Source organism: Phaeobacter sp. JH20_02 (assembly GCF_048056915.1).
Lineage (GTDB): Bacteria > Pseudomonadota > Alphaproteobacteria > Rhodobacterales > Rhodobacteraceae > Phaeobacter > Phaeobacter bryozoorum.
On record NZ_JAYMVP010000023.1, the window covers coordinates 102,154 to 124,829 of the forward strand.

Here is a 22,676-nt window from a genome sequence, read left to right on the forward strand (position 1 = left end):
GCCTCAGCCCCGTATCCTTTTGAAGACCCCGCTCGCGGTGGCCAAGATCTGCCCGCGACCATCCACCAGCTCTCCCGCCACATAGGCCAGGGAGGCGCCACCGCCTGTTGCCGTTGCCGATGCCACAACCTGCCCGGACCGTGCAGCCGCGATATAGGACAAGGTCAGTGAGACGGTCACCACCGGCGGGTGCAAGGCTGCGTCAAAATGCTGAGATGCAGTATTGCCACAGACCACATCCATCAGGGTCGCAACGATGCCACCATGCAGGAGGCCATTGCGGTTAAGGTGCTGTGGAGCAAGCTCCAGCATCACAAGGCACGCCCCGGTTTGCGTATCGATCTCGGTGCGATACCCGACCATCTGCTGACAACCTGGATCGTCAATGATGCGCTTGGTGCCCCCGGACCCATGTGCTGCCGCAGCCTCGGTGGCCTGCGATATCGGATCAGGCCGCCGTGAGGTCAATGAACCGCTCCAACTGGGTATCAGCATCACCAAAGCGGTGTTCCGCCAAGACGATGCGTTTGGCGATATGGGCCAGCTCATATTCGGCAGTCATCGCGATGCCTCCGTGAAGCTGGATCGCCTCTTCCGCGATATGGCGCCCCGTCCGCCCGATGAGATTGCGCGCGGCGGCGATATGACGATCCCGCACCAGTGGCAGATCCTCCAGGTGGCCTGCTGCATTGATCACGGCAGAACGCGCCTGTTCGAGCTCGATCAACATCTCTGCAACGCGATGCTGCAAGGCCTGAAACGTGCCGATTGGACGTCCAAATTGCTGCCGTGTAGTCAGGTAATCCATCGTCAGCCGTACGGCTGTTTCCATCGCGCCAAGCGTCTCTGCGGCGAGCGCAACCTCCGCCGCGGCAATGGCGCCTTCGATACGGTCCGCAGCATTGCCAGCTGCGCCGATCCGCGCTGATTTCGACAGCCGAACACAATCCAGTTCCATCTCGGCGGCTCTGCCGCCTGCCAGCAATGCGCTACCCCGCATTCGCAGACCGGGTGCATCGGGGCGAACACAAAATAGGGACAGGCCGTCACGATCTCCGGGTGACCCCGCTTCGCGCGCGGCAACAATCAGCAAGTCGGCCGCCTCTGCATTCACCACCACGGATTTCCGCCCGGTGAGCAGAATGTCATCCCCCTCGTCGACAGCCTTGGTTTCGATCCAGGTACGCTCATACCGGCTGGCAGGCTCGCCGTGGGCAAAGGCCAGCTGCAGATCTCCAGCGATCAGCCGATCAATCATTTTCTGATCACGCGGCGAAATCGGATCTGTGCCAGAGCCACACAGCAGCACGCCACAAAGAACGGCGCTGTCAAGCACCGGTTCAACAACGCCGACCCGGCCCAATTCCTCAAACACCGTCGCAATGTCGAATCCGGCCCCGCCATATCCACCAGCGGCCTCGGGCAGCAGCGCGCCAATCACCCCGAGGTCAGCAAGCTGTCCCCAAATTTCCGGAGAGTACCCCGAAGGATCGGCAAGCGCCTGGTTTCGGGCGGCGACAGAATACCGATCGCGAAGAAACCGGCGCAAACTGTCCTGAAGCATCTGGCGCTCTTCTGTCAGCTGAAAGTTCATGTCCTGCCTCCCAGAGAAACCTTGGCAATGATATTCTTCTGGATCTCGTTCGATCCACCGAAGATCGACAGTTTTCGATTGTTGAAATACTGGGCCGCGACAGATTCGCTCCCCTCTGGTGGAGAAAGCGCGTTGTTGTCACCGGCTACCGCCTCCGACGCAAACGGCAGGGCATAAACGCCCGCTGCGCGCCGTGCGAGATCGTTGATCTCCTGACGTATTTCGGTGCCTTTCACCTTGAGCATGGAGCTTTCGACGCCGGGCGCCTGCCCTTGGGCCGCAGCTGAGATGATGCGCAGATTGGTGGTGGACATGGCCATCAGATCGATTTCCGCGCGGGCGAGTCGCGCGGCGAAATGTGGATTTTCGATCAGCGGGCGACCGCGATGAAGCTGGTGACGCGCGAGACGTTTCACCGCCTCCAGCCCTGCCTGGCTGAACCCGACACCTGCAATATTGGTGCGTTCATGGGTCAGCAGATATTTGGCATAGGTCCAGCCTTTGTTTTCCTCACCAACCAGATTTTCAGCAGGCACGCGCACATCATTGAACCAGACTTCGTTGACCTCATGGGTGCCATCAAGAAGGATGATCGGCCGCACTTCGATGCCTGGTGTCGCCATGTCAATCAGCAGAAAGGAAATCCCCTCCTGCTGCTTGGCCTGAGGATCAGTGCGGACGAGACAGAAAATCCAGTTGGCGAATTGGCCAAGCGTGGTCCAAGTTTTTTGTCCGTTGACGATATAATGGTCACCATCGCGAACTGCGCGCGTGCTCAGGCTGGCCAAATCGGACCCTGCGCCCGGCTCGGAATATCCCTGACACCACCAGTGTTCACCGGACAGAATTTTGGGCAGGAAATACGCGCGCTGCGCATCGGATCCGAATTTTTGCAGAACCGGCGCAAGCATGGTCAAACCAAACGGAACGATGCGCGGCGCGTGGGCGCGACAACATTCTTCTTCGAAGATGTGGCGCTGGACCGCATTCCAGCCGCAGCCGCCATACTCCTGCGGCCAGGTCGGTGCCAGCCACCCCTGATCGTTCAGGATCTGGTGCCAGCGATCATGCCCCTCTTTGCCGATACCCCGCCCCAGGCGCACAGCGTCCGACAGATCCTGAGGCAGCTTCGCCTCCAGAAAGGCGCGCACTTCCGCGCGAAAGGCCAACTCTTCGGTCGAGTAATTCAGATCCATCTCCGCGTACCTCCCCGCGCTATTTCGATAGTGCCCGCTGCTCTCATCCGGGATCTACTTGGACCGCACCTACCGGCGAAGCCGTACCCAGATAGTCAGTAGATCTCGAACAGGCCCGCAGCACCCATGCCGCCGCCGATGCACATGGTTGCAACACCCAACTTGGCCCCACGTCTACGGCCCTCACGCAGCAGATGCCCGACCATTCGTGCGCCTGTCATGCCAAAGGGATGGCCGATAGCAATTGATCCGCCGTTCACGTTGCAGATTTCATCCGGGATACGGAGCTGGTCACGGCAATAGAGCGCCTGGCTGGCAAAAGCCTCATTCAGCTCCCACAGATCGATATCCGCGACTGTCAGCCCGTGCCGCTCCAGCAGGCGCGGCACCGCATGTACCGGGCCGATGCCCATTTCGTCAGGCGCACAGCCGGCAACGCAGAACCCGCGAAACGCCCCCATCGGGTTCAGCCCTCGACGGCTTGCCTCGGTGGCCTCCATCATCACGACCGCCGCCGAACCATCGGAAAGCTGGCTGGCGTTTCCTGCGGTGATGAACTTGCCCTCGCCACGCACCGGGTCCAATCCGGCAAGCCCGTCCAAAGTGGTTTGCGGGCGATTACATTCGTCGCGATCCACAGTCACCTCGCGGGTGCCAACCTCACCGGTTTCCTTATCTTTTAAAGCCATAACGGTCTGCATGGGCACGATTTCGTCGTCAAACAGCCCTGCACCCTGCGCCGCTGCTATCCGCTGCTGGCTGCGCAGCCCGTAGGCATCCTGCGCTTCCCGGCTGATCCCGTAACGCTCGGCAACGATATCTGCGGTATCGATCATGGCCAAATAAACGTCTGGCTTGTGCGCCTGCAACCAGGGGTCCTGCACCTGCTTCACATTGGGCTGCACCATGGAGATGCTCTCGACCCCACCTGCAACCATCGGGCCAGCCCCTTCGGCCGTAATCTGCTGGGCCGCAAGCGCGATGGTCTGAAGACCCGAGGCGCAGAACCGGTTCACAGTCATGCCTGCTGCGGTCTGCGGCAATCCCGCGCGCAGCGCAATCTGACGTCCGATATTGTGACCCGTAGCCTGTTCGGGGAACCCGCAGCCGATAATGCAATCCTCGATCTCTCCACCATCTAGGCCAGCCCGCTCGACGGCTGCAGCTACGGCATGGCCGCCCAAAGTCGCGCCATGGGTCTGGTTGAACGATCCGCGAAAAGACTTGGCCAACCCAGTGCGGGCAGCGGAAACGATGACAGCCTGTTTCATCTCACCGGGCCTCCTTGTTGAGATCGTCAAAGCTGCGGCCCTCGGCGACAAGCTCTTCCAGCGAGGGCGCCGGCTGCCAGAAAAACGCATCTTCCTTGGCATAGCGTTTGATGTCCTTGAGGATGCTATCCAAACCTTGCAGGTCAGCCCATTTCAGCGGGCCGCCCCAAAACCGCGGAAAGCCATAGCCGAACAGCAATACCATATCCACATCCAGCGGACGCCGGGCGATGCCCTCGCCGACAACCTTCGCCGCCTCATTGACCATCGCGCACATGTAGCGCCGCAGGACCTCGTCATTGGCCAAGACCTGCGGCGTCACGCCCTGATCCCGCTGATCGCGTTCGATATACTCGGATACCTGTGGATTTGGGGTCCCGCCGCGCTTGCCCTCTTCGTAGACATAAAAACCCCGGCCGGTCTTCTGCCCGAAATCTCCAGCTTCGCAGAGCATATCGGAAAAATGCACAATCCGCTCACGGGGATCGCGTGTCGGCGCCCGCCGTTTGCGGGCTGCCCAGCCGATATCAAGCCCTGCCAGATCCGCCACCGCAAATGGCCCCATCGCAAATCCGAACCCGGTCATCACCTTGTCAATCTGGTAGGGTGAGGCTCCGTCCAGCACCATGTAATCGGCAGCCTTGCGGTAGCTGTTCATGATCCGGTTGCCGATGAAGCCATCGCAGACACCCGAACGCACAGAAATCTTCTTCAGCCGCTTGCCAAGGGCAATTCCGGTGGCGATCACATCAGGCGCGGTCTGATCTGCAACCACGACCTCAAGCAGTTTCATCACATGCGCCGGGGAGAAGAAGTGCAACCCGATCACATCCGCCGGTCGGCGCGTCGCAGCAGCGATTTCATTGATATCGAGATATGACGTGTTGCTGGCGAGAATTGCGCCGGGTTTGCAATGCGTATCCAGCGCCGAGAAAACGTCGCGTTTGACGTCCATGTCTTCAAACACTGCTTCGACCACCAGATCGACCTGCGACAGCGCTGCATAATCCGTCGCCAGCTGCAGCGCCTCGTTCATCATGGTATCAAACTGCGACTGATCGATCTTGCCGCGTTTAAGCGCCCCTTTCAGATTGCCTTCGATCCGTTCATGAGCTGCGACCGTCGCCGCATCATCACGTTCGATCAGTACTACGGGCAGCCCCGACAACAGGGCGGCGGTTGCAATGCCTGCGCCCATCGTGCCGCCACCAATCACCCCCATCGAGGCGACGTCGCGCGGGGTCACATCGGCCAGCTCTGGCAGCTTGCTGACCGCGCGCTCCGAAAAGAATGCGTGGATCAGACCCTGTCGCTGATCGCTCTCCATCAGCTTCTTGAACAGCTCTCGCTCCTGGCGCACCCCGTCAAGAAAGCTCTTGGCTTCACATGCAGCCTGAACGGCACGCACCGCGACGGCCGGGGACAGCTGACCGCGGCCCCGGGCGAGCACCCTCTCATAGGCTTCATCGAAATCGATGGGTTCCGGTGCCGACATATCACAGACCGGTCGACGCGGCGCATCCTGGTCCAGCAATTCACGGGTGTAAGCCAGACCGACTTCGCGGGGACTGCCCTCCGCAATACGATCAACGACCCCCTTGTCGAAGGCTTCTGCCGCCGACACATGGCGGCCGGTGGTGATGATCTCCAGCGCGGCCTCGGTTCCGGTGACGCGCGGCAGCCGCTGCGTCCCCCCAGCGCCCGGGATGATGCCCAGATGCACCTCAGGCAAGCCCATCTTGGCGCTTGGCACTGCAATCCGGTAGTGCGACGACAGCGCCACTTCCAACCCACCGCCCAGCGCGGTGCCGTGGAGGGCAGAAACCACGATGAGCTTGGCGGCTTCGATGCGGTTGCACAGGTCAGGCAATCCGGGCTCTTGCATCGGCTTGCCGAACTCGCGGATATCGGCGCCAGCGAAATAGGTTCGCCCCTCGCCGTAGATCAGTACGGCACGTGCGCCTTCTTCCTCGGCGCGCTCAATCCCGGCAAGAAGCCCACGGCGCACGTCAACGCCAAGAGCGTTCACTGGCGGGTTCTGCGCGCCCAGCACTGCAATATCGCCAATACGCTCATAAACAACGGCTTCAGTCATGGATCTTTCCTCTTATTGCGAGCGATGCCGAGCAAAACTTCGACAGGCTCCAACCGCGGGAACGCAGCTGCCTTGCGGCAGGCACGGATCAGGACGCAGACGTCACCCCCGCACATTTCGCCATGCGGAACATCATTCCGCAAACTTGATGCCGACCCTAAATCCGGCTTCGTGACCTGACAAGAGATATCATGCCGCGCGTCTGCGCCGCTTGCCAAGCATCACGATTTGCCTGCGGGTCGTGACGGTGCGTCTCGCGGTATTTGGGCGCTAGACGGTCAGCTCTCAGCTTTCGGAACCGGTCGACGATAGGCCTCGGTCAGGGTTGCATCCACCTCCGACGGCTCATAGACGCCCAACAGGATCCCTTTGCGCACCGATTTCCCTCGGCGCTTGGCAATCTGCTCGTCAGAAAGGGTAATGCGTTGCGACATCCGCAGCCCCCACTCGAGCAGTCGATCGTACATGAGGTCGATCACCTCCTGATGCGCCTTCGTTTTGGCAAGATCCACGAGCTCACCTGGATCCTCCTGCAAATCGAACAGCATGGGCCGAAGCCCGCCCTCGGCGTGCATGAACTTCCAGCGCGCATCCACGATCATGAACAGCCTCGCATCTTTCGGAGCCAGGCCAAGTGTTTCGGACAGGGGGAGCGTCGCATAATCAAACTCGGCCACCGCGTAGTCGCGCCACTCTGGAGTTTCGCCGCGCAACAAGGGCATCAATGAGCGCCCTTCCAGGATATGAGGTGCCGCCGCGCCGCCCGCTGCCTCCAGAAATGTCGGAAGCAGATCAATCGACTCGACCAGTGCATCGCAGGTGGTGCCGCGGGTGGCGTCGGCCTCGGGCCGCGGATCGTAGATGATCAGCGGCACCTTGATCGACGGTTCATGGAAAAGGTTCTTCTCGCCCAGCCAGTGATCGCCGAGGTAGTCGCCATGGTCCGAGGTCACCACGATCATCGTATCCTTCATTCGCCCGGTTGCCTCAAGCCAGGAGAACAGCCGACCCATCTGATCGTCAGCCTGTTTGATCAGCCCCATATAGGCGGGGATCACCTTCTGACGCACTTCCTCACGGGAGAAGGCCTGACCAATCTGATTGTTCATCATACCGGCAAATACCGGATGCGCATTCTCGCGCTCGGCGCTCGAACGAACTGCGGGCAGAACATGCTCAGGACCATACATATCGTGGTAAGGCGCAGGCACAATATATGGCCAGTGCGGCTTGATGTAACTCAGATGCGCACACCACGGCTGATCGCCCTCCCTCTCCGCAGTTTCGATAAACCGCATGGCTTCACGGGTGAGCCAGGGCGTCTCACTGTCCTCCTCCGCGATATTGGCGGGCTTGTCTGCGTTGACCATGAACCAGCCAGAGGCGATATCGTCACCATCCACGCCGGCGTTTGCAAAATCGCTCCAGGGGTTGTCGCCGGGGTAGCCCTGCAATTTGAGATACTCATTATAGGGGCTTCGCTTACTGTCATAAAAACCGTCCGGCCCCTCAGCCCACAGCCCGTCGTCACGGACAAATGGGTCAAAACCGCATTCCGTCTGGCGCACACCGATGATGCTGTCAGGGGCAAGACCCAGACGCTCCAGCCCCTCGGCATCGGCAACCATATGCGTCTTGCCAATCAGGTGGCAGCTCATCCCGGTCTTGCGCAAGTGGTCACCCATTGTCCATTCGCCCACCCGCAGCGGGTAACCGTTGAACTGCACCCCGTGGCTTGAGGGATAGCGCCCGGTGTAACTCGACATACGGGAAGAACCGCAGGTGGGCGACTGCACATAGGCTCTGGTGAACCGGACCCCGCGCCGTGCCAGCCCATCCAAATGAGGCGTCTGTAGATGTGGATGCCCAGCACAGCTGAGGTAGTCAAACCGCAGCTGGTCAAACATGATATAGAGAATATTCATTCACCCCTCCCCTTTCCGATCACCGCAAAGATCGCAGCGAACAGATACCTCGCGCTTCTCCAATCAGAGCGGACACTCGCAATTAGTCAACATGTAAACTATTTTCGACAGCCACTGCGACGCTGAATGGATCATACGCGCAAAGGCGCAGAGCGACCGAAATATGAAGGATCAGCAAGAGAACCATTAATACGTTACAGAATTCCACCACTTTGTTCGATCTGGTTACATCTCTCTTGCCCAGAATCACTTCTGCGCGTATCACCGACTAAATGGTCGGCTTATCTACTGCCGCCACAGGAGACGCGAACACCCATGGATGCTTTCATCTGCGATGCCACCCGCACCCCGATCGGCCGCTACGGCGGCGCGCTGAGCCAGGTGCGTACCGATGATCTTGCCGCCCTGCCGATTGCCGCGCTTGCCGCGCGCAACCCGGACGTGGACTGGGGCTCCCTCGACGATGTGATCTTTGGCGATGCCAACCAGGCCGGTGAAAGCAACCGCAACGTGGCCCGCATGGCGGCGCTGCTGGCGGGTCTGCCCACCTCTGTGCCCGGCACCACCATCAACCGCCTCTGCGCCTCCGGCATGGATGCGGTCGGCATGGCGTCCCGCGGGATCAAGGCCGGCGACTATGACATGGCCATCGCCGGCGGCGTCGAAAGCATGTCGCGCGCGCCCTTCGTGATGCCCAAGGCCACCTCTGCCTTCACCCGTGCCAATGCGGTCTATGACACCACCATCGGCTGGCGCTTCGTGAACAAGAAGATGCACGAGATGTACGGCACCGACTCGATGCCGCAAACCGCCGATAATGTGGCAGAGGACTACGGCGTCTCCCGCGAGGATCAGGACGCCTTCGCCGCCCGCAGCCAGGCCCGCTGGGCCGCCGCGCATGAGGCCGGGATCTTCCAGGACGAGATCACCCCGGTCTCCATCCCCCAGCGCAAGGGCGATGATCTGGTGGTGGACACCGATGAACACCCCCGCCCCGGCACCTCGGCCGAGAAGCTGGCGGGCCTCAAGGGCGTCAACGGCCCGGACAAGACCGTGACCGCAGGCAATGCCTCCGGCGTCAACGACGGCGCTGCGGCGATCCTGATGGCGAATGAAGCGGCTGCGGCGAAGAACGGCCTGAAACCGATGGCCCGCATCGTCGGCATGGCCGCCGCAGGGGTCGAGCCGCGCATCATGGGCATCGGCCCGGTGCCCGCGACCCGCAAGGTTCTGGCCCGCACCGGCCTGACCATCGAACAGATGGACGTGATCGAGCTGAACGAGGCCTTTGCCTCCCAGGGCCTTGCCACCCTGCGCGAGCTTGGCCTTCCGGACGCAGCACCCCATGTTAATCCCAACGGCGGTGCGATTGCACTGGGCCACCCGCTCGGCATGTCCGGGGCGCGGCTGGTGCTGACCGCTGCCTATCAGCTTCAGCGCACCGGCGGGCGGTATGCGCTCTGCACCATGTGCGTCGGCGTCGGTCAGGGCACCGCCCTGATCCTCGAACGCGTGTAACGAACCCTAGGGGAGGTCCCAGACATGTATGCTCAGATGATCAAATCCGAAGCGACCCAGGACGATCCGGAAAAGCTGGCGGCCTTCCAGGCGCGCATCGACGCGGGCGAGAAGATCGAGCCCAAGGACTGGATGCCAGAAGGCTACCGCAAAACGCTGATCCGCCAGATCGGGCAGCACGCCCATTCCGAAATCGTCGGCCAGCTGCCCGAGGGCAACTGGATCACCCGCGCGCCGACGCTAGAGCGCAAGGCGATCCTCCTCGCCAAGGTGCAGGATGAGGCAGGCCACGGTCTCTACCTCTACTGCGCGGCGGAAACCCTGGGTGCCTCCCGCGACGAGATCACCGAAATGTTGCTGGACGGCCGCATGAAGTATTCGTCGATCTTCAACTACCCGACGCTGAACTGGGCCGACATCGGCGCGGTCGGCTGGCTGGTGGATGGCGCGGCGATCATGAACCAGGTGCCGCTGCAGCGGACCTCCTTTGGCCCCTACTCCCGCGCGATGATCCGCATCTGCAAGGAAGAAAGCTTCCACCAGCGCCAGGGCTATGACGCCATCCGCAAGATGGCGGAAGGAACCCCGGAGCAGAAGAAAATGGCCCAGGACGCGCTGAACCGCCTCTGGTACCCGTCGCTGATGATGTTCGGGCCCTCCGACAAGGACTCGGTCCATTCCGCCCAGTCGATGGCCTGGAAGATCAAGATGAACACCAACGACGAACTGCGCCAGAAGTTTGTCGACCAGACCGTGCCGCAAGCCGAATACCTGGGCCTGACGATCCCCGACCCCGACCTGAAATGGAACGAGGAACGCGGCCACTACGACTACACCGACCCGGACTGGAGTGAGTTCTTTGACGTGATCCAGGGCAATGGCCCCTGCAACGTTGACCGCCTCGCCGCCCGCAACAAGGCCTGGGACAACGGCGCCTGGGTCCGCGACGGCCTCCTTGCCCACGCCAAGAAGAAAGCCGCACGCCGGCACGCCGCCGAATAACCCCAAGCATTCCGGCGCTCCGCCCTGACGCACAGCGCCCCCTCAGCCAGGAGGATTTGAGACATGAAAAACGAATGGCCCCTCTGGGAAATCTTCATCCGCGGCCAGCACGGCATGAGCCACCGCCACGTCGGCTCCCTGCATGCCCCCGACGCCGAAATGGCGATCAAGAACGCCCGCGACGTCTACACCCGCCGCAACGAAGGCGTGTCGATCTGGGTTGTGGAAGCCAACCACATTTCCGCTTCCTCGCCCAGCGACAAGGGCCCGCTTTATGAGCCGTCGGAAAGCAAGGTCTACCGCCACCCGACCTTCTTTGACATCCCCGAAGAAGTGGGGGCGATGTAATGGCCCGCGAAGAAGCATTTTTCCAGTTCCTGCTGCGGATGGGGGACAACACCCTGATCCTCGGCCACCGGGTCAGCGAATGGTGCGGCCACGCGCCGGTGCTGGAAGAGGACATCGCGCTGGCCAACACTGCGCTGGACATGATCGGCCAGACCCAGATGTGGCTCGGCCTTGCCGCCGAAGTTGAAGGCGACGGCAAATCCGCCGACGATCTCGCCTTCCTGCGCGACGCCTGGGATTTCCGCAACGTGCTCTTGTGCGAGGTGCCGAACGGCGATTTCGGCCGCACCCTGATGCGCCAGTTCTTGTTTGACGCCTGGCATTCGATCCAGCTGGGCCGGCTGATGAAGTCGTCGGACGAACGCGTTGCAGCAATCGCCGAAAAAGCTTCGAAAGAGGTGGCCTATCACCTGGAACGCTCTGCCGACACGGTGGTGGGCCTGGGCGACGGCACCGGGGAAAGCCACCGCCGGATGCAGGAAGCGCTGGATTACCTCTGGCCCTATGTGGGCGAGATGTTCCAGTCCGACGATGTGGACGCCGAAATGGTGAAGGCTGGCATCGCCCCCGATCCCGCGGCCCTGCGCGAAGAATACGACGCGCTGATCTCCCGCATCCTGGGTGATGCGACGCTGACCATTCCCGAAAGCCGCTTCGCCCACAAAGGCGGGCGCACCGGTGCGATGCACACAGAGCATCTGGGCCACCTGCTGACCCAGATGCAATGGCTGCAGCGCGCCTATCCCGGCGCCAAGTGGTAAGGCCTCGGCCAAGGAACTGAGGGCATCCCCGGCGTCAAACGGGGGTGAGGCCCGCTTCCGCTGGGAAGTTCGGGCGGAACAGCCAATGAGGGTAACCGCATGAGCCAAGTGACAACTCAGCCAAGCATCACCCAAATCTGGGACTGGCTCGACGCCGTGCCGGACCCGGAGATCCCGGTGATCTCGCTGGTGGATCTCGGCATCATCCGCGATGTGGCCTGGGAGGGTGAGACTTTGGTGGTCACCGTAACCCCGACCTACTCAGGCTGCCCGGCCACAGCGGTGATCGCCATGGATATTGAGACCGCCCTGCGCGGCCGCGGCATCACTGATCTGCGGCTCAAAACGCAGATTTCGCCGGCCTGGACCACCGATTGGCTGTCGGAAAAAGGCCGCACCAAGCTGGAGGCTTACGGCATCGCCCCGCCCCAGCCCGCAGGCGGCCCCGAGAAATGCCCGCACTGCGGCAGCACACATGTCACCAAGGTCAGCCAGTTCGGCTCGACCCCCTGCAAGGCCCACTGGCGCTGCCAGGACTGCCTCGAACCCTTTGATTATTTCAAGTGCATCTGAGGAGACCCTGATGGCGCGCTTTCACGACCTTGAAGTCACCGACGTCCGCAAGACCATCCGCGATGCGGTGGTTGTCACCCTGAAGCCCGCGGGTGGCGCGGCTGAGGAATTCGATTTCACCCAAGGCCAGTACCTGACCTTCCGCCGCGACTTCGACGGCGAGGAACTGCGCCGCAGCTACTCGATCTGCGCCGGCAAGGACGAAGGCATCCTGCAGGTCGGCATCAAGCGCGTCAACGGCGGCGCGTTCTCGACCTGGGCCAACACCGAGCTGAAGGCGGGTGATACCCTGCAGGCGATGGCGCCGATGGGGACCTTCTTCACCCCGCTCGATGGTACCGCCGAAAAGCACTACCTGGGCTTTGCCGGCGGCTCCGGCATTACCCCTGTGCTGTCGATCCTCAAGACCACGCTGGCGGCGGAGCCCAAATCCTCCTTCACGCTGGTCTACGCCAACAAGGGCGTGAACACGATCATGTTCCGCGAGGAACTGGAGGATCTGAAAAACCTCTACATGGGCCGCTTCAATGTGATCCATGTACTGGAATCCGACGCTCAGGAAATCGACTTGTTCACCGGTCTGGTGACTGAGGAGAAATGCGCCCAGCTGTTCGAGCACTGGATCGACATCCAGTCGGTCGACACCGCCTTTATCTGCGGCCCGGAGCCGATGATGCTGGGTATTGCCAGTGCCCTGCGCACCGCCGGTCTAGGCGATAGCCAGATCAAGTTCGAACTGTTCGCATCTGCTCAGCCGGGCCGCGCCAAGCGCAAGGCCACCGCAACGGATGCGGCCAGCAGCGCCAACCAGACCAAGGCCGCGATTACGCTGGACGGCGCCACCCAGACCATCGAAATGGGCAAGGACATGACCCTGCTGGACGCGGCGCTGGAGAACGCCATGGACGCGCCCTATGCCTGCAAGGCAGGTGTATGCTCCACCTGCCGCTGCAAGGTGCTGGAGGGCGAGGTCGAAATGGTCGCCAACCACGCGCTGGAGGATTACGAGGTCGAAAAAGGCTATGTGCTGTCCTGTCAGGCCTATCCGCTGAGTGATCAGGTGGTGGTGGACTACGATCAATAGCCCACTAGGTTAGAGCCCGAGCGATCAGGACGAAACACACAGCAACAGACTCAAGAGGACAATCGCATGAGTGACGAGATGAGCATTGAGAGCTATCTGGCGGCCGGTGGCGTCCTCAGCAATCCTTCCAACGTACCGCCACGCTATCGCGCTGAGCTGATGACCATCATGGCCAGTTTCGTGGATAGCGCGCTGGCGGGAGCGGCGGGGTTTGTCGATATCATAAACGAAGGCCCGGGGATCAAATCGCGCATGGCTGCCGCCCGGATCGTATTGGAAAAAACCGCCAATGCAGACCGGGTCTTGCAGGTCATGGGCGATTTCGGGGCCGACACGGAGCGCTATGTCGACCACCACCCCTGGACAGCCCGACTGGACCGCGAGGCTGGACTGGACCAGGCCAGATCCAAACATGACCGGCGCCTTGCTGTGTTCAATTACCCGCTCGAAGGCTGGGCCGATGCAGTGGTGATGAACCTTTTGATGGGACGCGCCGTTGCCGTGCAATTGGCAGAACTGTCCATGATCTCCTACCAGCCTTTGGCCGAGGCCTTCCGCGCCATTCAACCGATTGAGGCGCATCACGCGCGGCTTGCCCATGAAGGCCTGTCGCGTCTCGTCCAGGAAGGCGACATCGGCATGTTGCAGGAGTCCATCGGTTACTGGTGGCCACGTGTCGCCATCAGCTTTGGGGTCGATGACTCCGACAAATTCGAAGCCCTTCGCACACTGGGGTTGCGCCATCGCAGCAACGCAGAGCTGCGCGCACGGTGGCAAAGCGAGATGCGTGGCGTGTTGCGAGAGCTGGGGCTGGAGGCCCCCGAACCGGCCTGAAGCGGCGACATCAAGGCACCGCCCGACACCCACCCATATGGCGGAAGAACCCAGCGGAAAAGGTCTGGACGACTGACCCATCGCGTCCTAGGGTCAGCCTGTTCCAGCACCCCAAAAACGAGGCCCGACATGGCGATCAGCAAGACCATTCGCACCTATTTCAACGGCAGCTGGCATGAGGGCGATGTGGCAATCATGAAGGCCGCTGACCATGCGGCTTGGCTTGGATCGTCGGTTTTCGACGGTGCGCGGCTGTTCGATGGTGTCACGCCCGACCTTGATCTGCACTGCGCCAGAGCCAACGCATCGGCCCACGCGCTGATGATGGCTCCAACCGTCAGCGTCGACGATATGGTCGCCATCGCCAAAGAGGGTCTCGCTCTCTTTGCACCAGATGCCGCGGTCTACATCCGCCCTATGTACTGGGCGACCGAGGGCGATTCCACGATGATCGCGCCGGAACCCGCAAGCACCCAGTTTGCTCTTTGTCTGGAAGAAATCCCTATGGCTGCCCCGACAGCTGTAGCGACTCTGACACGCACCTCCTTCCGCCGGCCCGTGCTGGAGAGTTCTGTGGTCAATGCAAAGGCCGGTTGCCTCTATCCGAACAACGCCCGCATGCTGCGTGAAGCGCGCGCAAAAGGATTCAGCAACGCGCTCGCCCTCGATGCCATGGGGAATGTCGCTGAGACCGCCACGGCCAATATTTTCATGGTGCGTGACGGAGAGGTCTTTACTCCGATTGCAAATGGCACCTTCCTTGCAGGGATCACCCGTGCCCGTCACATCGCAAACCTGCGCTCAGATGGTGTCACCGTTCATGAAACGGTGCTTGGCTATAAAGACTTTGAAGACGCCGACGAAGTGTTCATGTCCGGCAATATGAGCAAGGTCACGCCAGTTGCCGCCTTTGACGATCGGCAATACCAGATCGGACCAATCGCCAAGCGCACACGGGATCTCTATTGGGATTGGGCAACAAGCAGCCGTGGATAGCTGCGTGCGACTAGCATTTGTGCTCATCTATTGCGCCGGGGGATGGCTTGCGCCATGATCCAGACGGAACAACCAGAGGATCAATATGCGCAAATTTCTTGTGGTATTGGATGACAGCCGCGAATGCCTGAACGCCATGCGGTTCGCCGCCATGCGTGCCGCCAAGACTGGCGGCGGAGTAGAAATCCTTTCGGTGATTCCACCCGACGAATTCAATCATTGGATTGGCGTCGGCGAAGTGATGCGCGAAGAGGCCCGCGAACGCATACACGCCCATTTTGAAGTATTCGCGAAGTGGATGCGCGACCGGCAAGGTATCGAACCCAAACTCGTGATCCGCGAAGGCGAAGCGGTGCCAGAGATTATCGCCCAGATCGAATCTGATCCCGAAATCGGCGTATTGGTACTGGGCGCCGGTGACGACCGCAAAGGCCCTGGTCCCCTCGTCACCCAGCTAAGTCGCTCATCCGGCAGCCTGCCGGTGCCGATCACAATCGTACCCGGCGATCTGTCTAAAGAAAAACTGGAAGCGATCACCTGATCGCTGCCAAGCTGACCGATCTGCGGGTTGCACGAACTCGCCGCGAGTGGATCCGAAGCGAAAGGCCCCAGCGCGCGCCACAAGGTTCCGCAATTTTAGAACCGTTCCAAATCTTGACTTAAGCCCACCGGAGGCGCATATCTCTGCCACGCTTTAAGGAGGCCCGACATGTTCATTCAGACAGAATCCACGCCCAACCCGGCGACGCTGAAATTCCTGCCGGGCCAGACCGTACTGGAAATGGGCACAGCTGATTTTCCCAGCGCAGAGGCCGCAGGCTCATCGCCTTTGGCGCAGCGCATTTTTGCTGTTGCAGGCGTGACTGGCGTGTTCTTCGGCAACGATTTCGTAACCGTGACCAAGGCAGAGACAGTTGAATGGGACCACATCAAACCGGCGATCCTCGGCGCGGTGATGGAACATTTCCAGTCCGGTCAGCCGGTGATTTCCGAAGGTGGCGAACAGACCTCTGGCCATGCGGAACACACCGGTGAGGATGGCGAAATCGTCAACCAGATCAAAGAGCTCCTGGACAGCCGCGTGCGCCCTGCTGTGGCTCAGGATGGCGGCGATATCACCTTCCACGGCTTTGACCGTGGAGTGGTCTACCTGCATATGCAGGGCGCCTGCGCAGGCTGCCCTTCGTCGACACTGACGCTGAAGATGGGCATCGAAAACCTGCTGCGCCACTACATCCCCGAAGTGACCGAGGTTCGCCCCGTTGCCGTCTGACGCTCTCGTCCTTGGCTTTGATACATCGGCCGCGCATTGCGCGGCCGCTTTGTTGCGTGGGGACACGGTGCTGGCCTCCCGATTGGAGGAGATGACTCGCGGCCAGGCCGAACGATTGATGCCGTTGCTGGACGAGGTGCTCGCCGAAGGTGGCGCAGCTTGGGCGGATCTTGATGCCATTGGTGTCGGTATCGGACCCGGAAACTTCACAGGCATTCGCATCGCCGTGTCCGCTGCACGCGGTTTGGCGCTGGGGCTGGATATTCCGGCAGTCGGTGTAAACGGATTTGACGCACGCCATCACCCCGGCACTCTCGCTGCGGTGCCCGCACCTCGCGATCATGTCTATGCACTGCCTCCCGGAGGCGAGCCCCGGCTGATGCCACTTGTTGAAGCGCAGGCGGTTGCCGCCGCGCATGATCTAGAGTTGCTGGCCGAGGCAACTCCGCCGAATATCGCCGAAGCCATCGCCCGCAACGCCGCCGACCGTTACCAAACAGAAGCAGTTGCCCCTGCCCCGCTGTACCTGCGGGCTGCTGATGCCGCGCCGGCAAGAGACGCCCCACCAACGCTGATTGATGGCTGATACCTTCGGTCGACCATGCTACGAAACTGTCCCTCAAATCTGACACCACAGGACATGGCCCACACCCATCGGGCTGCCTTTGTGCAGGGGCGCCCGTGGTCTTCGGATGAATTTTCTGCCCTGCTCGACAGCTCGTTCAGCTATGCTGTCGGCGATACACGATGCTTTGCCTTGGGACGCGTTGTCGCTGGAGAGGCCGAACTGCTGACCATAGCGACCCACCCTGACTACCGGCGTCAGGGGTTTGCGCGTATGGTCTTGGACAGCTGGCAGGAAGCCGCGCTGGCCAGAGATGCAACCGATGGCTTTCTGGAAGTTGCCGCAGACAACCGATCGGCGCGTGCCCTGTATCACTCCTATGGATTCGCCGAAACCGGGCGGCGGGTCGGCTACTACCCGCGCGAAGGCGCGTCTTCAGTGGACGCAGTGCTCATGTGCGTCAGTTTACGCAAGGCCGAAACCGCAGAATAACACCAAAAGGTCAAAAAACGGTTGACCCTTTCCGCAGGCTACGGCCTAAATTGTCGCACCTTTTTAAAAACACATGGGTTGGGGCGGTCAAACTGGCCGCAACAAGAACAACAAATTGGGAGTACCCCTATGACCCTGATGAAATCCCTGATGAGCGCCGCGGCGGCCGTGGCGCTGACAGCGGGTGCCGCATTGGCAGAGCCTGCACTGATCTTTGATCTGGGCGGCAAATTCGACAAGTCGTTCAACGAAGCCGCCTTCACCGGCGCGCAGCGTTGGGCTGAGGAAACCGGCGAAAGCTTTCGCGAAATCGAACTGCAATCCGAAGCTCAGCGTGAGCAGGCCCTGCGTCGCTTTGCCGAAGCGGGCGCGAACCCGATCGTCATGGCCGGTTTTGCTTTTGCCGACGCTCTGGGCCAGGTTGCAGCCGACTACCCCGACACCAAATTCGTGATCATCGACATGGTTGTTGATGCGCCGAATGTGCGTTCTGTTGTCTTCAACGAACATGAAGGCTCCTACCTTGTCGGCATGCTGGCGGCCAAAGCGTCCAAATCGGGCACAGTGGGCTTCATCGGCGGTATGGATATCCCGCTGATCCGCAAATTTGCCTGCGGCTACGCCGAGGGCGTGAAGGCCGCAAACCCGGACGCAACTGTGATCGCCAATATGACCGGCACCACCCCTGCGGCCTGGAATGACCCGGTCAAGGGCTCCGAACTGACGAAGGCGCAGATCAGCCAGGGCGCTGATGTTGTCTATGCAGCTGCGGGCGGCACTGGTGTTGGCGTACTGCAGACCGCCGCCGACGAAGGCATCCTGTCAATCGGTGTGGACAGCAACCAGAACCACCTGCACCCGGGCAAAGTTCTGACGTCCATGATGAAGCGCGTCGACAACGCTGTGTTTGAAGCCTTCTCCGACGGTCCTGACCTGGAAACCGGCTTCTCCGTCATGGGCCTGTCGAACGGCGGCGTCGGCTTTGCGGTTGACGATAACAACGCATCGCTGATCACCGAAGAGATGCAGGCTGCCGCTGATGAAGCCGCAGCCAAGATCGCAACCGGCGAAATCACCGTGCATGACTACATGTCGGATGACAGCTGCCCGGCTCTGTCCTTCTAAGTACTGAACTGCCCCCCGGCCCACCGTGATCTCTTGATGATTATGGTGGTGACCGGGGGTTTCATATTGCCCGGAGGCTGCGCCTTTGCCGCCTCCGGGTTTGGTTTTTCCTAGGTTGGCCAAATTGCACATGTTAACCGCCGCTCGCTTCGGCGTGGATCTGTGCCAACCGATCCAGGATGAATAAGGGGAGCCCGAATGACGGCACCAGCAATTGAACTAAAAGGCATCTCCAAGGCCTTTGGCCCCGTTCAGGCCAATAAGGATATCTCAATCCGTGTTTCCCCCGGCACGATCCATGGGATCATCGGCGAGAATGGCGCAGGCAAATCAACGCTGATGAGTATCCTGTACGGTTTTTACAAAGCCGATAAGGGGGAGGTCTGGATTCACGGGAAACGTACCGAGATTCCCGACAGTCAGGCGGCGATCTCGGCAGGGATCGGCATGGTGTTCCAGCACTTCAAGCTGGTTGAGAATTTCACGGTACTGGAGAACATCATCCTCGGCGCCGAAGATGGCAAACTGTTGAAGCCCTCTCTCAGCAAGGCCCGAAATTCGCTGAAAGACCTGGCAGCAGAATATGAGCTGAACGTTGATCCCGATGCCCGTATCGACGAAATCGGTGTCGGCATGCAGCAGCGTGTCGAGATCCTGAAGGCGCTATACCGCCAGGCCGACATTCTGATTCTGGACGAGCCGACAGGGGTTCTGACCCCCGCAGAGGCCGACCAGCTGTTCCGCATTCTGGACAGGCTGCGTGCCGAGGGCAAAACGATCATCCTGATCACTCACAAACTGCGCGAAATCATGGAGTATACCGATACAGTGTCGGTGATGCGCCGCGGCCAGATGACCGCGACCGTGAAAACCGCTGAAACCAGCCCCGAACATCTGGCCGAACTGATGGTGGGACGCAAGGTGCTGCTGCGTGTGGACAAGGTTCCCGCCACTCCCGGCAAGCCGATCCTTGAGATCGAGAACCTCAGTGTTGTCGATGAGGCGGGCGTTGCGCGGGTGAAGAATATCGACCTGACCGTGCGTGCGGGAGAGATCCTTGGCATCGCCGGGGTGGCCGGCAACGGTCAGTCCGAACTGATGGAGGTGCTCGGTGGCATGCGCGAAGGTCAGGGCACCATTCGTCTCAATGGATCGCCGCTGCCCCTGTCAGGTGCCGGATCCGATGCCCGCGCCCGTCGCGCAGCACATGTGGCCCACGTTCCCGAAGACCGTCAGCGCGAAGGTCTGATCATGGACTTCCACGCTTGGGAAAACGTGGCGTTCGGCTATCATCACGCGCCCGAATACCAACGCGGCCTGTTAATGAACAATGCTGCACTGCGCGCCGATACCGAGGCCAAGATGGCCAAGTTTGACGTACGCCCCCCGGACCCCTGGCTTGCGGCCAAGAATTTCTCCGGCGGCAATCAGCAGAAAATCGTTGTTGCCCGCGAAATCGAGCGCAACCCTGACCTGTTGCTGATTGGGCAGCCGACACGGGGCGTCGATATCGGCGCCATTGAGTTTATTCACAAGCAAATCGTCGAATTGCGCGATCAGGGCAAGGCGATCCTGCTGGTCTCGGTTGAACTGGAGGAAATCCTGTCACTCGCCGACCGTGTTGCAGTGATGTTTGACGGAATGATCATGGGCGAGCGCCCGGCCGATCAGACCGATGAGAAAGAGCTGGGCCTGTTGATGGCCGGTGTCGCGGGGGAGGCCGCGTAAATGGATAAAATGCCTAAATGGGCCGATGTCGTACTGATCCCGCTGATCAGCCTCGTATTGGCCGCTATTCTGTCTGCCTTGGTGATTCTTGGCATTGGCGAAGACCCGATTGCCGCCGTGAAGCTGATGGTTTCGGGCGCGCTTGGATCCACTTATGGCTGGGGCTATACGCTCTATTATGCCACCAACTTCCTGTTCACGGGTCTGGCCGTTTCCGTGGCCTTCCACGCCCGGCTTTTCAACATCGGTGGTGAAGGTCAGGCGATGCTCGGTGGTTTGGGTGTGGCCCTCGTATGCCTTTATATTCCCTGGCCGCATTGGTCGCTGGCACTGATCTTTGCCAGTCTGGGTGCTGCCCTTTTCGGTGCGGCCTGGGCCGCGATCCCCGCCTATCTTCAGGCGAAGCGCGGCAGCCATATCGTGATCACCACAATCATGTTCAACTTTATTGCGGCGGCCGTTCTGAACTACGTGCTGGTCAATCTCCTGCGTCCAGAAGGCTCGATGGACCCGGCGACAGCCCGTTTTGCCGAAGCTGTCCACCTACCGTCCTTGCATGAGCTCCTCGCACCTATCGGGATCGAGTTTTCCAAGGCGGCACCTGCCAACGTGAGCTTCCTCGTCGCGCTTGCTGCTTGCGTTGCGGTCTGGTTGCTGATCTGGCGTACCAAACTGGGCTACGAGATCCGGGCCTATGGCAACTCCGAATATGGCGCACTTTACGCCGGAATCTCGCCGGTCAAGATCACCATGATTGCGATGCTGATCTCTGGCGGTCTGGCGGGCATGATGGCCACCAACAATGTGATGGGCGAGGCCGAGCGCCTGGTATTGAACTCAACCGAGGGCGCCGGTTTCATCGGCATCGCCGTGGCACTCATGGGGCGCAGCCATCCCTTTGGCGTGTTTCTGGCCGCGATCCTGTTCGGGTTCCTCTATCAGGGCGGCGCGGAGCTGGCGCTATGGACCAGCATCCCGCGGGAACTGATCGTCGTCATTCAGGCACTGGTGATCCTGTTCACAGGCGCGCTGGACAATATGGTACGAGGACCGCTTGAACGGATCTTCCTTGCTCTGCGCCGGGGGAAAGCGTGATGGATTTTCTGACTCTGATCCAGGTGCTCGACAGCACCGTTCGCCTCGCAACACCGCTGCTGCTGGCCTGTCTGGCTGGACTGTTTTCCGAACGGGCGGGGATCTTCGATATCGGCCTTGAAGGCAAAATGCTGATGGCCGCTTTCTTCTCGGCGGCGGTGGCTGCGACCACTGGCAATGTCTGGCTCGGCCTCCTGGCCGGTATCGCATCATCGCTGGTTCTCAGTGGCCTGCACGGGCTTGCCTCGATCACCTTCCGAGGCAACCAGCTGATCTCCGGTGTGGCGATCAACTTCCTGGCCGCAGGTATGACCGTACTGATCGCGCAGGACTGGTTCCAGCAGGGTGGACGCACACCCTCGCTGTTCTCGGGCGGCCGGTTTGAGCCTCTCAGCCTGCCGTTTGCAGATGCGCTGGCGGATGTCCCTGTGTTGGGCCCGATCTATAGCGAGCTGCTTTCCGGTCACTCCGTGCTGGTCTACCTGGCGTTCCTCGCGGTGCCTGCTACCGCCTGGATCCTCTTTGGTACGCGCTTTGGCCTACGCCTGCGCGCGGTCGGGGAAAACCCCGCAGCTGTCGATACCGCCGGTGTGTCCGTGGTCGGTCTGCGCTATGCGGCGGTAATGATCTGTGGCCTGCTCTGCGGCATTGCCGGCGCCTATCTTGCAACAGCGCTACAAGCCGGGTTCGTAAAGGACATGACAGCCGGTCGCGGCTTTATCGCCCTGGCAGCGCTCATTTTCGCGAAATGGCGCCCCTGGCACGCGCTTGGTGCCTGCCTTCTGTTCGGCCTGCTTCAAGCGGTGGCCCTGCGTTTTCAGAACATCGAAATCGGCAACTTTGTAATTCCGGTGCAGATGATGGACGCCCTGCCTTACATCCTGACTGTGGTGATCCTGGCAGGCTTCGTCGGCAAGGCGGTTCCGCCCAAAGCCGGTGGAGAGCCCTACGTCAAGGAGCGCTGATAGAGCAATCAATTTGGTACAGCCCGCAGGGGCTGTACCAAAGGCATCTGCAAGCGCCCGGCTCCGGCCGGGCGCTTGCCGTTTTGACACAGCCAGAGTCAGACTTTTCGGAAACCAGTTCTCGCCATCCGATTTCCGGCCAACTTTCATAGGTCCAGTTTTTGCCCTAGCGTCAGTCCTGTTTTCTGCGGAGCGGCATCGGCAGTTGATTTTAGCCAATTGCTGCGCTCTAACAC

22 protein-coding genes are annotated in these 22,676 nt (G+C 60.8%); 16 read left to right on the forward strand and 6 right to left on the reverse strand.

The features are described from left to right. Positions 1-3 precede the first annotated feature (3 nt). The 6 genes from VWY34_RS12695 to VWY34_RS12720 all read right to left on the reverse strand — a co-directional run bounded on the left by VWY34_RS12695 (position 4) and on the right by VWY34_RS12720 (position 8,081). The gene (locus VWY34_RS12695) at positions 4-468 is read right to left on the reverse strand and encodes a PaaI family thioesterase (protein ID WP_416545526.1); all 465 of its coding nucleotides are present in this window, start codon (positions 466-468) and stop codon (positions 4-6) included. Beyond that, positions 449-1,594: an acyl-CoA dehydrogenase family protein gene (locus tag VWY34_RS12700; RefSeq protein WP_416545528.1), complete on the reverse strand. Its 1,146-nt coding sequence runs from the start codon at positions 1,592-1,594 to the stop codon at positions 449-451. Before VWY34_RS12700 ends, VWY34_RS12695 begins: the two co-directional genes overlap by 20 nt. Next, on the reverse strand, positions 1,591-2,790 hold the full coding sequence (locus tag VWY34_RS12705; protein ID WP_416545530.1) for an acyl-CoA dehydrogenase family protein: 1,200 nt from the start codon (positions 2,788-2,790) through the stop codon (positions 1,591-1,593). The genes VWY34_RS12700 and VWY34_RS12705 overlap by 4 nt, the downstream gene beginning before the upstream one ends. 95 nt (positions 2,791-2,885) lie before the next feature. Beyond that, complete coding sequence (locus VWY34_RS12710) at positions 2,886-4,061, reverse strand: acetyl-CoA C-acyltransferase (protein WP_416537209.1); 1,176 nt, start codon at positions 4,059-4,061, stop codon at positions 2,886-2,888. Position 4,062: 1 nt separating this feature from the next. Then, positions 4,063-6,156, reverse strand: a complete 2,094-nt coding sequence (locus tag VWY34_RS12715; RefSeq protein ID WP_416545532.1) for a 3-hydroxyacyl-CoA dehydrogenase NAD-binding domain-containing protein — start codon at positions 6,154-6,156, stop codon at positions 4,063-4,065. Between the two features lie 278 nt (positions 6,157-6,434). Continuing rightward, positions 6,435-8,081 carry a sulfatase-like hydrolase/transferase gene (locus tag VWY34_RS12720; protein WP_416545534.1) on the reverse strand — a complete coding sequence of 549 codons (1,647 nt, stop codon included), beginning with the start codon at positions 8,079-8,081 and terminating at the stop codon, positions 6,435-6,437. A 315-nt stretch (positions 8,082-8,396) separates the two neighbouring features. Between VWY34_RS12720 and pcaF the strand changes: the two genes are divergently transcribed. From pcaF to VWY34_RS12800, 16 genes are all read left to right on the forward strand, one after another. Further along, complete coding sequence (gene pcaF, locus VWY34_RS12725) at positions 8,397-9,599, forward strand: 3-oxoadipyl-CoA thiolase (RefSeq protein WP_416545536.1); 1,203 nt, start codon at positions 8,397-8,399, stop codon at positions 9,597-9,599. 24 nt (positions 9,600-9,623) lie between these two features. After that, positions 9,624-10,601 (forward strand): 1,2-phenylacetyl-CoA epoxidase subunit PaaA, encoded by a 978-nt coding sequence (paaA, locus tag VWY34_RS12730; protein ID WP_416545538.1) that lies wholly within the window; start codon positions 9,624-9,626, stop codon positions 10,599-10,601. 63 nt (positions 10,602-10,664) lie between these two features. Beyond that, on the forward strand, positions 10,665-10,949 hold the full coding sequence (gene paaB, locus VWY34_RS12735; protein ID WP_008562338.1) for a 1,2-phenylacetyl-CoA epoxidase subunit PaaB: 285 nt from the start codon (positions 10,665-10,667) through the stop codon (positions 10,947-10,949). Next, a complete protein-coding gene (paaC, locus tag VWY34_RS12740) occupies positions 10,949-11,710 on the forward strand; it encodes a 1,2-phenylacetyl-CoA epoxidase subunit PaaC (protein WP_416545540.1) in 762 nt (253 codons plus the stop codon). The genes paaB and paaC overlap by 1 nt, the downstream gene beginning before the upstream one ends. 99 nt (positions 11,711-11,809) lie before the next feature. Continuing rightward, entirely contained in the window at positions 11,810-12,283 is a 474-nt protein-coding gene (paaD, locus tag VWY34_RS12745; protein WP_416545542.1) for a 1,2-phenylacetyl-CoA epoxidase subunit PaaD, read from the forward strand. A gap of 10 nt (positions 12,284-12,293) precedes the next feature. After that, positions 12,294-13,367, forward strand: a complete 1,074-nt coding sequence (gene paaE / locus VWY34_RS12750; RefSeq protein ID WP_416543346.1) for a 1,2-phenylacetyl-CoA epoxidase subunit PaaE — start codon at positions 12,294-12,296, stop codon at positions 13,365-13,367. Between the two features lie 66 nt (positions 13,368-13,433). Beyond that, the gene (locus tag VWY34_RS12755) at positions 13,434-14,201 is read left to right on the forward strand and encodes a Phenylacetic acid catabolic protein (protein WP_416536467.1); all 768 of its coding nucleotides are present in this window, start codon (positions 13,434-13,436) and stop codon (positions 14,199-14,201) included. A 129-nt stretch (positions 14,202-14,330) separates the two neighbouring features. Then, on the forward strand, positions 14,331-15,197 hold the full coding sequence (locus VWY34_RS12760; RefSeq protein WP_416536466.1) for a branched-chain amino acid aminotransferase: 867 nt from the start codon (positions 14,331-14,333) through the stop codon (positions 15,195-15,197). Between the two features lie 85 nt (positions 15,198-15,282). Beyond that, a complete protein-coding gene (locus VWY34_RS12765) occupies positions 15,283-15,738 on the forward strand; it encodes a universal stress protein (RefSeq protein ID WP_340544338.1) in 456 nt (151 codons plus the stop codon). Positions 15,739-15,906: 168 nt separating this feature from the next. Next, a complete protein-coding gene (locus VWY34_RS12770) occupies positions 15,907-16,470 on the forward strand; it encodes a NifU family protein (RefSeq protein ID WP_340544337.1) in 564 nt (187 codons plus the stop codon). After that, positions 16,460-17,056 (forward strand): tRNA (adenosine(37)-N6)-threonylcarbamoyltransferase complex dimerization subunit type 1 TsaB, encoded by a 597-nt coding sequence (gene tsaB / locus VWY34_RS12775; protein WP_416536465.1) that lies wholly within the window; start codon positions 16,460-16,462, stop codon positions 17,054-17,056. Before VWY34_RS12770 ends, tsaB begins: the two co-directional genes overlap by 11 nt. 54 nt (positions 17,057-17,110) lie before the next feature. Continuing rightward, complete coding sequence (locus VWY34_RS12780; protein ID WP_416545544.1) at positions 17,111-17,527, forward strand: GNAT family N-acetyltransferase; 417 nt, start codon at positions 17,111-17,113, stop codon at positions 17,525-17,527. Between the two features lie 129 nt (positions 17,528-17,656). Beyond that, positions 17,657-18,652 carry a BMP family lipoprotein gene (locus tag VWY34_RS12785; protein WP_340544334.1) on the forward strand — a complete coding sequence of 332 codons (996 nt, stop codon included), beginning with the start codon at positions 17,657-17,659 and terminating at the stop codon, positions 18,650-18,652. A gap of 198 nt (positions 18,653-18,850) precedes the next feature. After that, positions 18,851-20,380, forward strand: coding sequence for an ABC transporter ATP-binding protein (locus VWY34_RS12790; protein ID WP_340544333.1), 1,530 nt, complete (start codon positions 18,851-18,853; stop codon positions 20,378-20,380). Then, entirely contained in the window at positions 20,381-21,475 is a 1,095-nt protein-coding gene (locus tag VWY34_RS12795; RefSeq protein ID WP_340544332.1) for an ABC transporter permease, read from the forward strand. Then, a complete protein-coding gene (locus VWY34_RS12800) occupies positions 21,475-22,440 on the forward strand; it encodes an ABC transporter permease (RefSeq protein WP_340544331.1) in 966 nt (321 codons plus the stop codon). The genes VWY34_RS12795 and VWY34_RS12800 overlap by 1 nt, the downstream gene beginning before the upstream one ends. Positions 22,441-22,676 lie beyond the last annotated feature (236 nt).

Coding starts and splice junctions, on each gene's coding strand:
- paaE (WP_416543346.1), top strand. CDS start 12,294: ATGGCGCGCTTTCACGACCTTGAAGTCACCGACGTCCGCAAGACCATC.
- paaD (WP_416545542.1), top strand. CDS start 11,810: ATGAGCCAAGTGACAACTCAGCCAAGCATCACCCAAATCTGGGACTGG.
- VWY34_RS12785 (WP_340544334.1), top strand. CDS start 17,657: ATGACCCTGATGAAATCCCTGATGAGCGCCGCGGCGGCCGTGGCGCTG.
- VWY34_RS12800 (WP_340544331.1), top strand. CDS start 21,475: ATGGATTTTCTGACTCTGATCCAGGTGCTCGACAGCACCGTTCGCCTC.
- VWY34_RS12705 (WP_416545530.1), bottom strand. CDS start 2,790: ATGGATCTGAATTACTCGACCGAAGAGTTGGCCTTTCGCGCGGAAGTG.
- VWY34_RS12760 (WP_416536466.1), top strand. CDS start 14,331: ATGGCGATCAGCAAGACCATTCGCACCTATTTCAACGGCAGCTGGCAT.
- paaB (WP_008562338.1), top strand. CDS start 10,665: ATGAAAAACGAATGGCCCCTCTGGGAAATCTTCATCCGCGGCCAGCAC.
- VWY34_RS12715 (WP_416545532.1), bottom strand. CDS start 6,156: ATGACTGAAGCCGTTGTTTATGAGCGTATTGGCGATATTGCAGTGCTG.
- VWY34_RS12780 (WP_416545544.1), top strand. CDS start 17,111: ATGGCCCACACCCATCGGGCTGCCTTTGTGCAGGGGCGCCCGTGGTCT.
- VWY34_RS12765 (WP_340544338.1), top strand. CDS start 15,283: ATGCGCAAATTTCTTGTGGTATTGGATGACAGCCGCGAATGCCTGAAC.
- VWY34_RS12720 (WP_416545534.1), bottom strand. CDS start 8,081: ATGAATATTCTCTATATCATGTTTGACCAGCTGCGGTTTGACTACCTC.
- VWY34_RS12710 (WP_416537209.1), bottom strand. CDS start 4,061: ATGAAACAGGCTGTCATCGTTTCCGCTGCCCGCACTGGGTTGGCCAAG.
- VWY34_RS12790 (WP_340544333.1), top strand. CDS start 18,851: ATGACGGCACCAGCAATTGAACTAAAAGGCATCTCCAAGGCCTTTGGC.
- VWY34_RS12770 (WP_340544337.1), top strand. CDS start 15,907: ATGTTCATTCAGACAGAATCCACGCCCAACCCGGCGACGCTGAAATTC.
- VWY34_RS12700 (WP_416545528.1), bottom strand. CDS start 1,594: ATGAACTTTCAGCTGACAGAAGAGCGCCAGATGCTTCAGGACAGTTTG.
- paaC (WP_416545540.1), top strand. CDS start 10,949: ATGGCCCGCGAAGAAGCATTTTTCCAGTTCCTGCTGCGGATGGGGGAC.
- VWY34_RS12795 (WP_340544332.1), top strand. CDS start 20,381: ATGGATAAAATGCCTAAATGGGCCGATGTCGTACTGATCCCGCTGATC.
- pcaF (WP_416545536.1), top strand. CDS start 8,397: ATGGATGCTTTCATCTGCGATGCCACCCGCACCCCGATCGGCCGCTAC.
- VWY34_RS12755 (WP_416536467.1), top strand. CDS start 13,434: ATGAGTGACGAGATGAGCATTGAGAGCTATCTGGCGGCCGGTGGCGTC.
- paaA (WP_416545538.1), top strand. CDS start 9,624: ATGTATGCTCAGATGATCAAATCCGAAGCGACCCAGGACGATCCGGAA.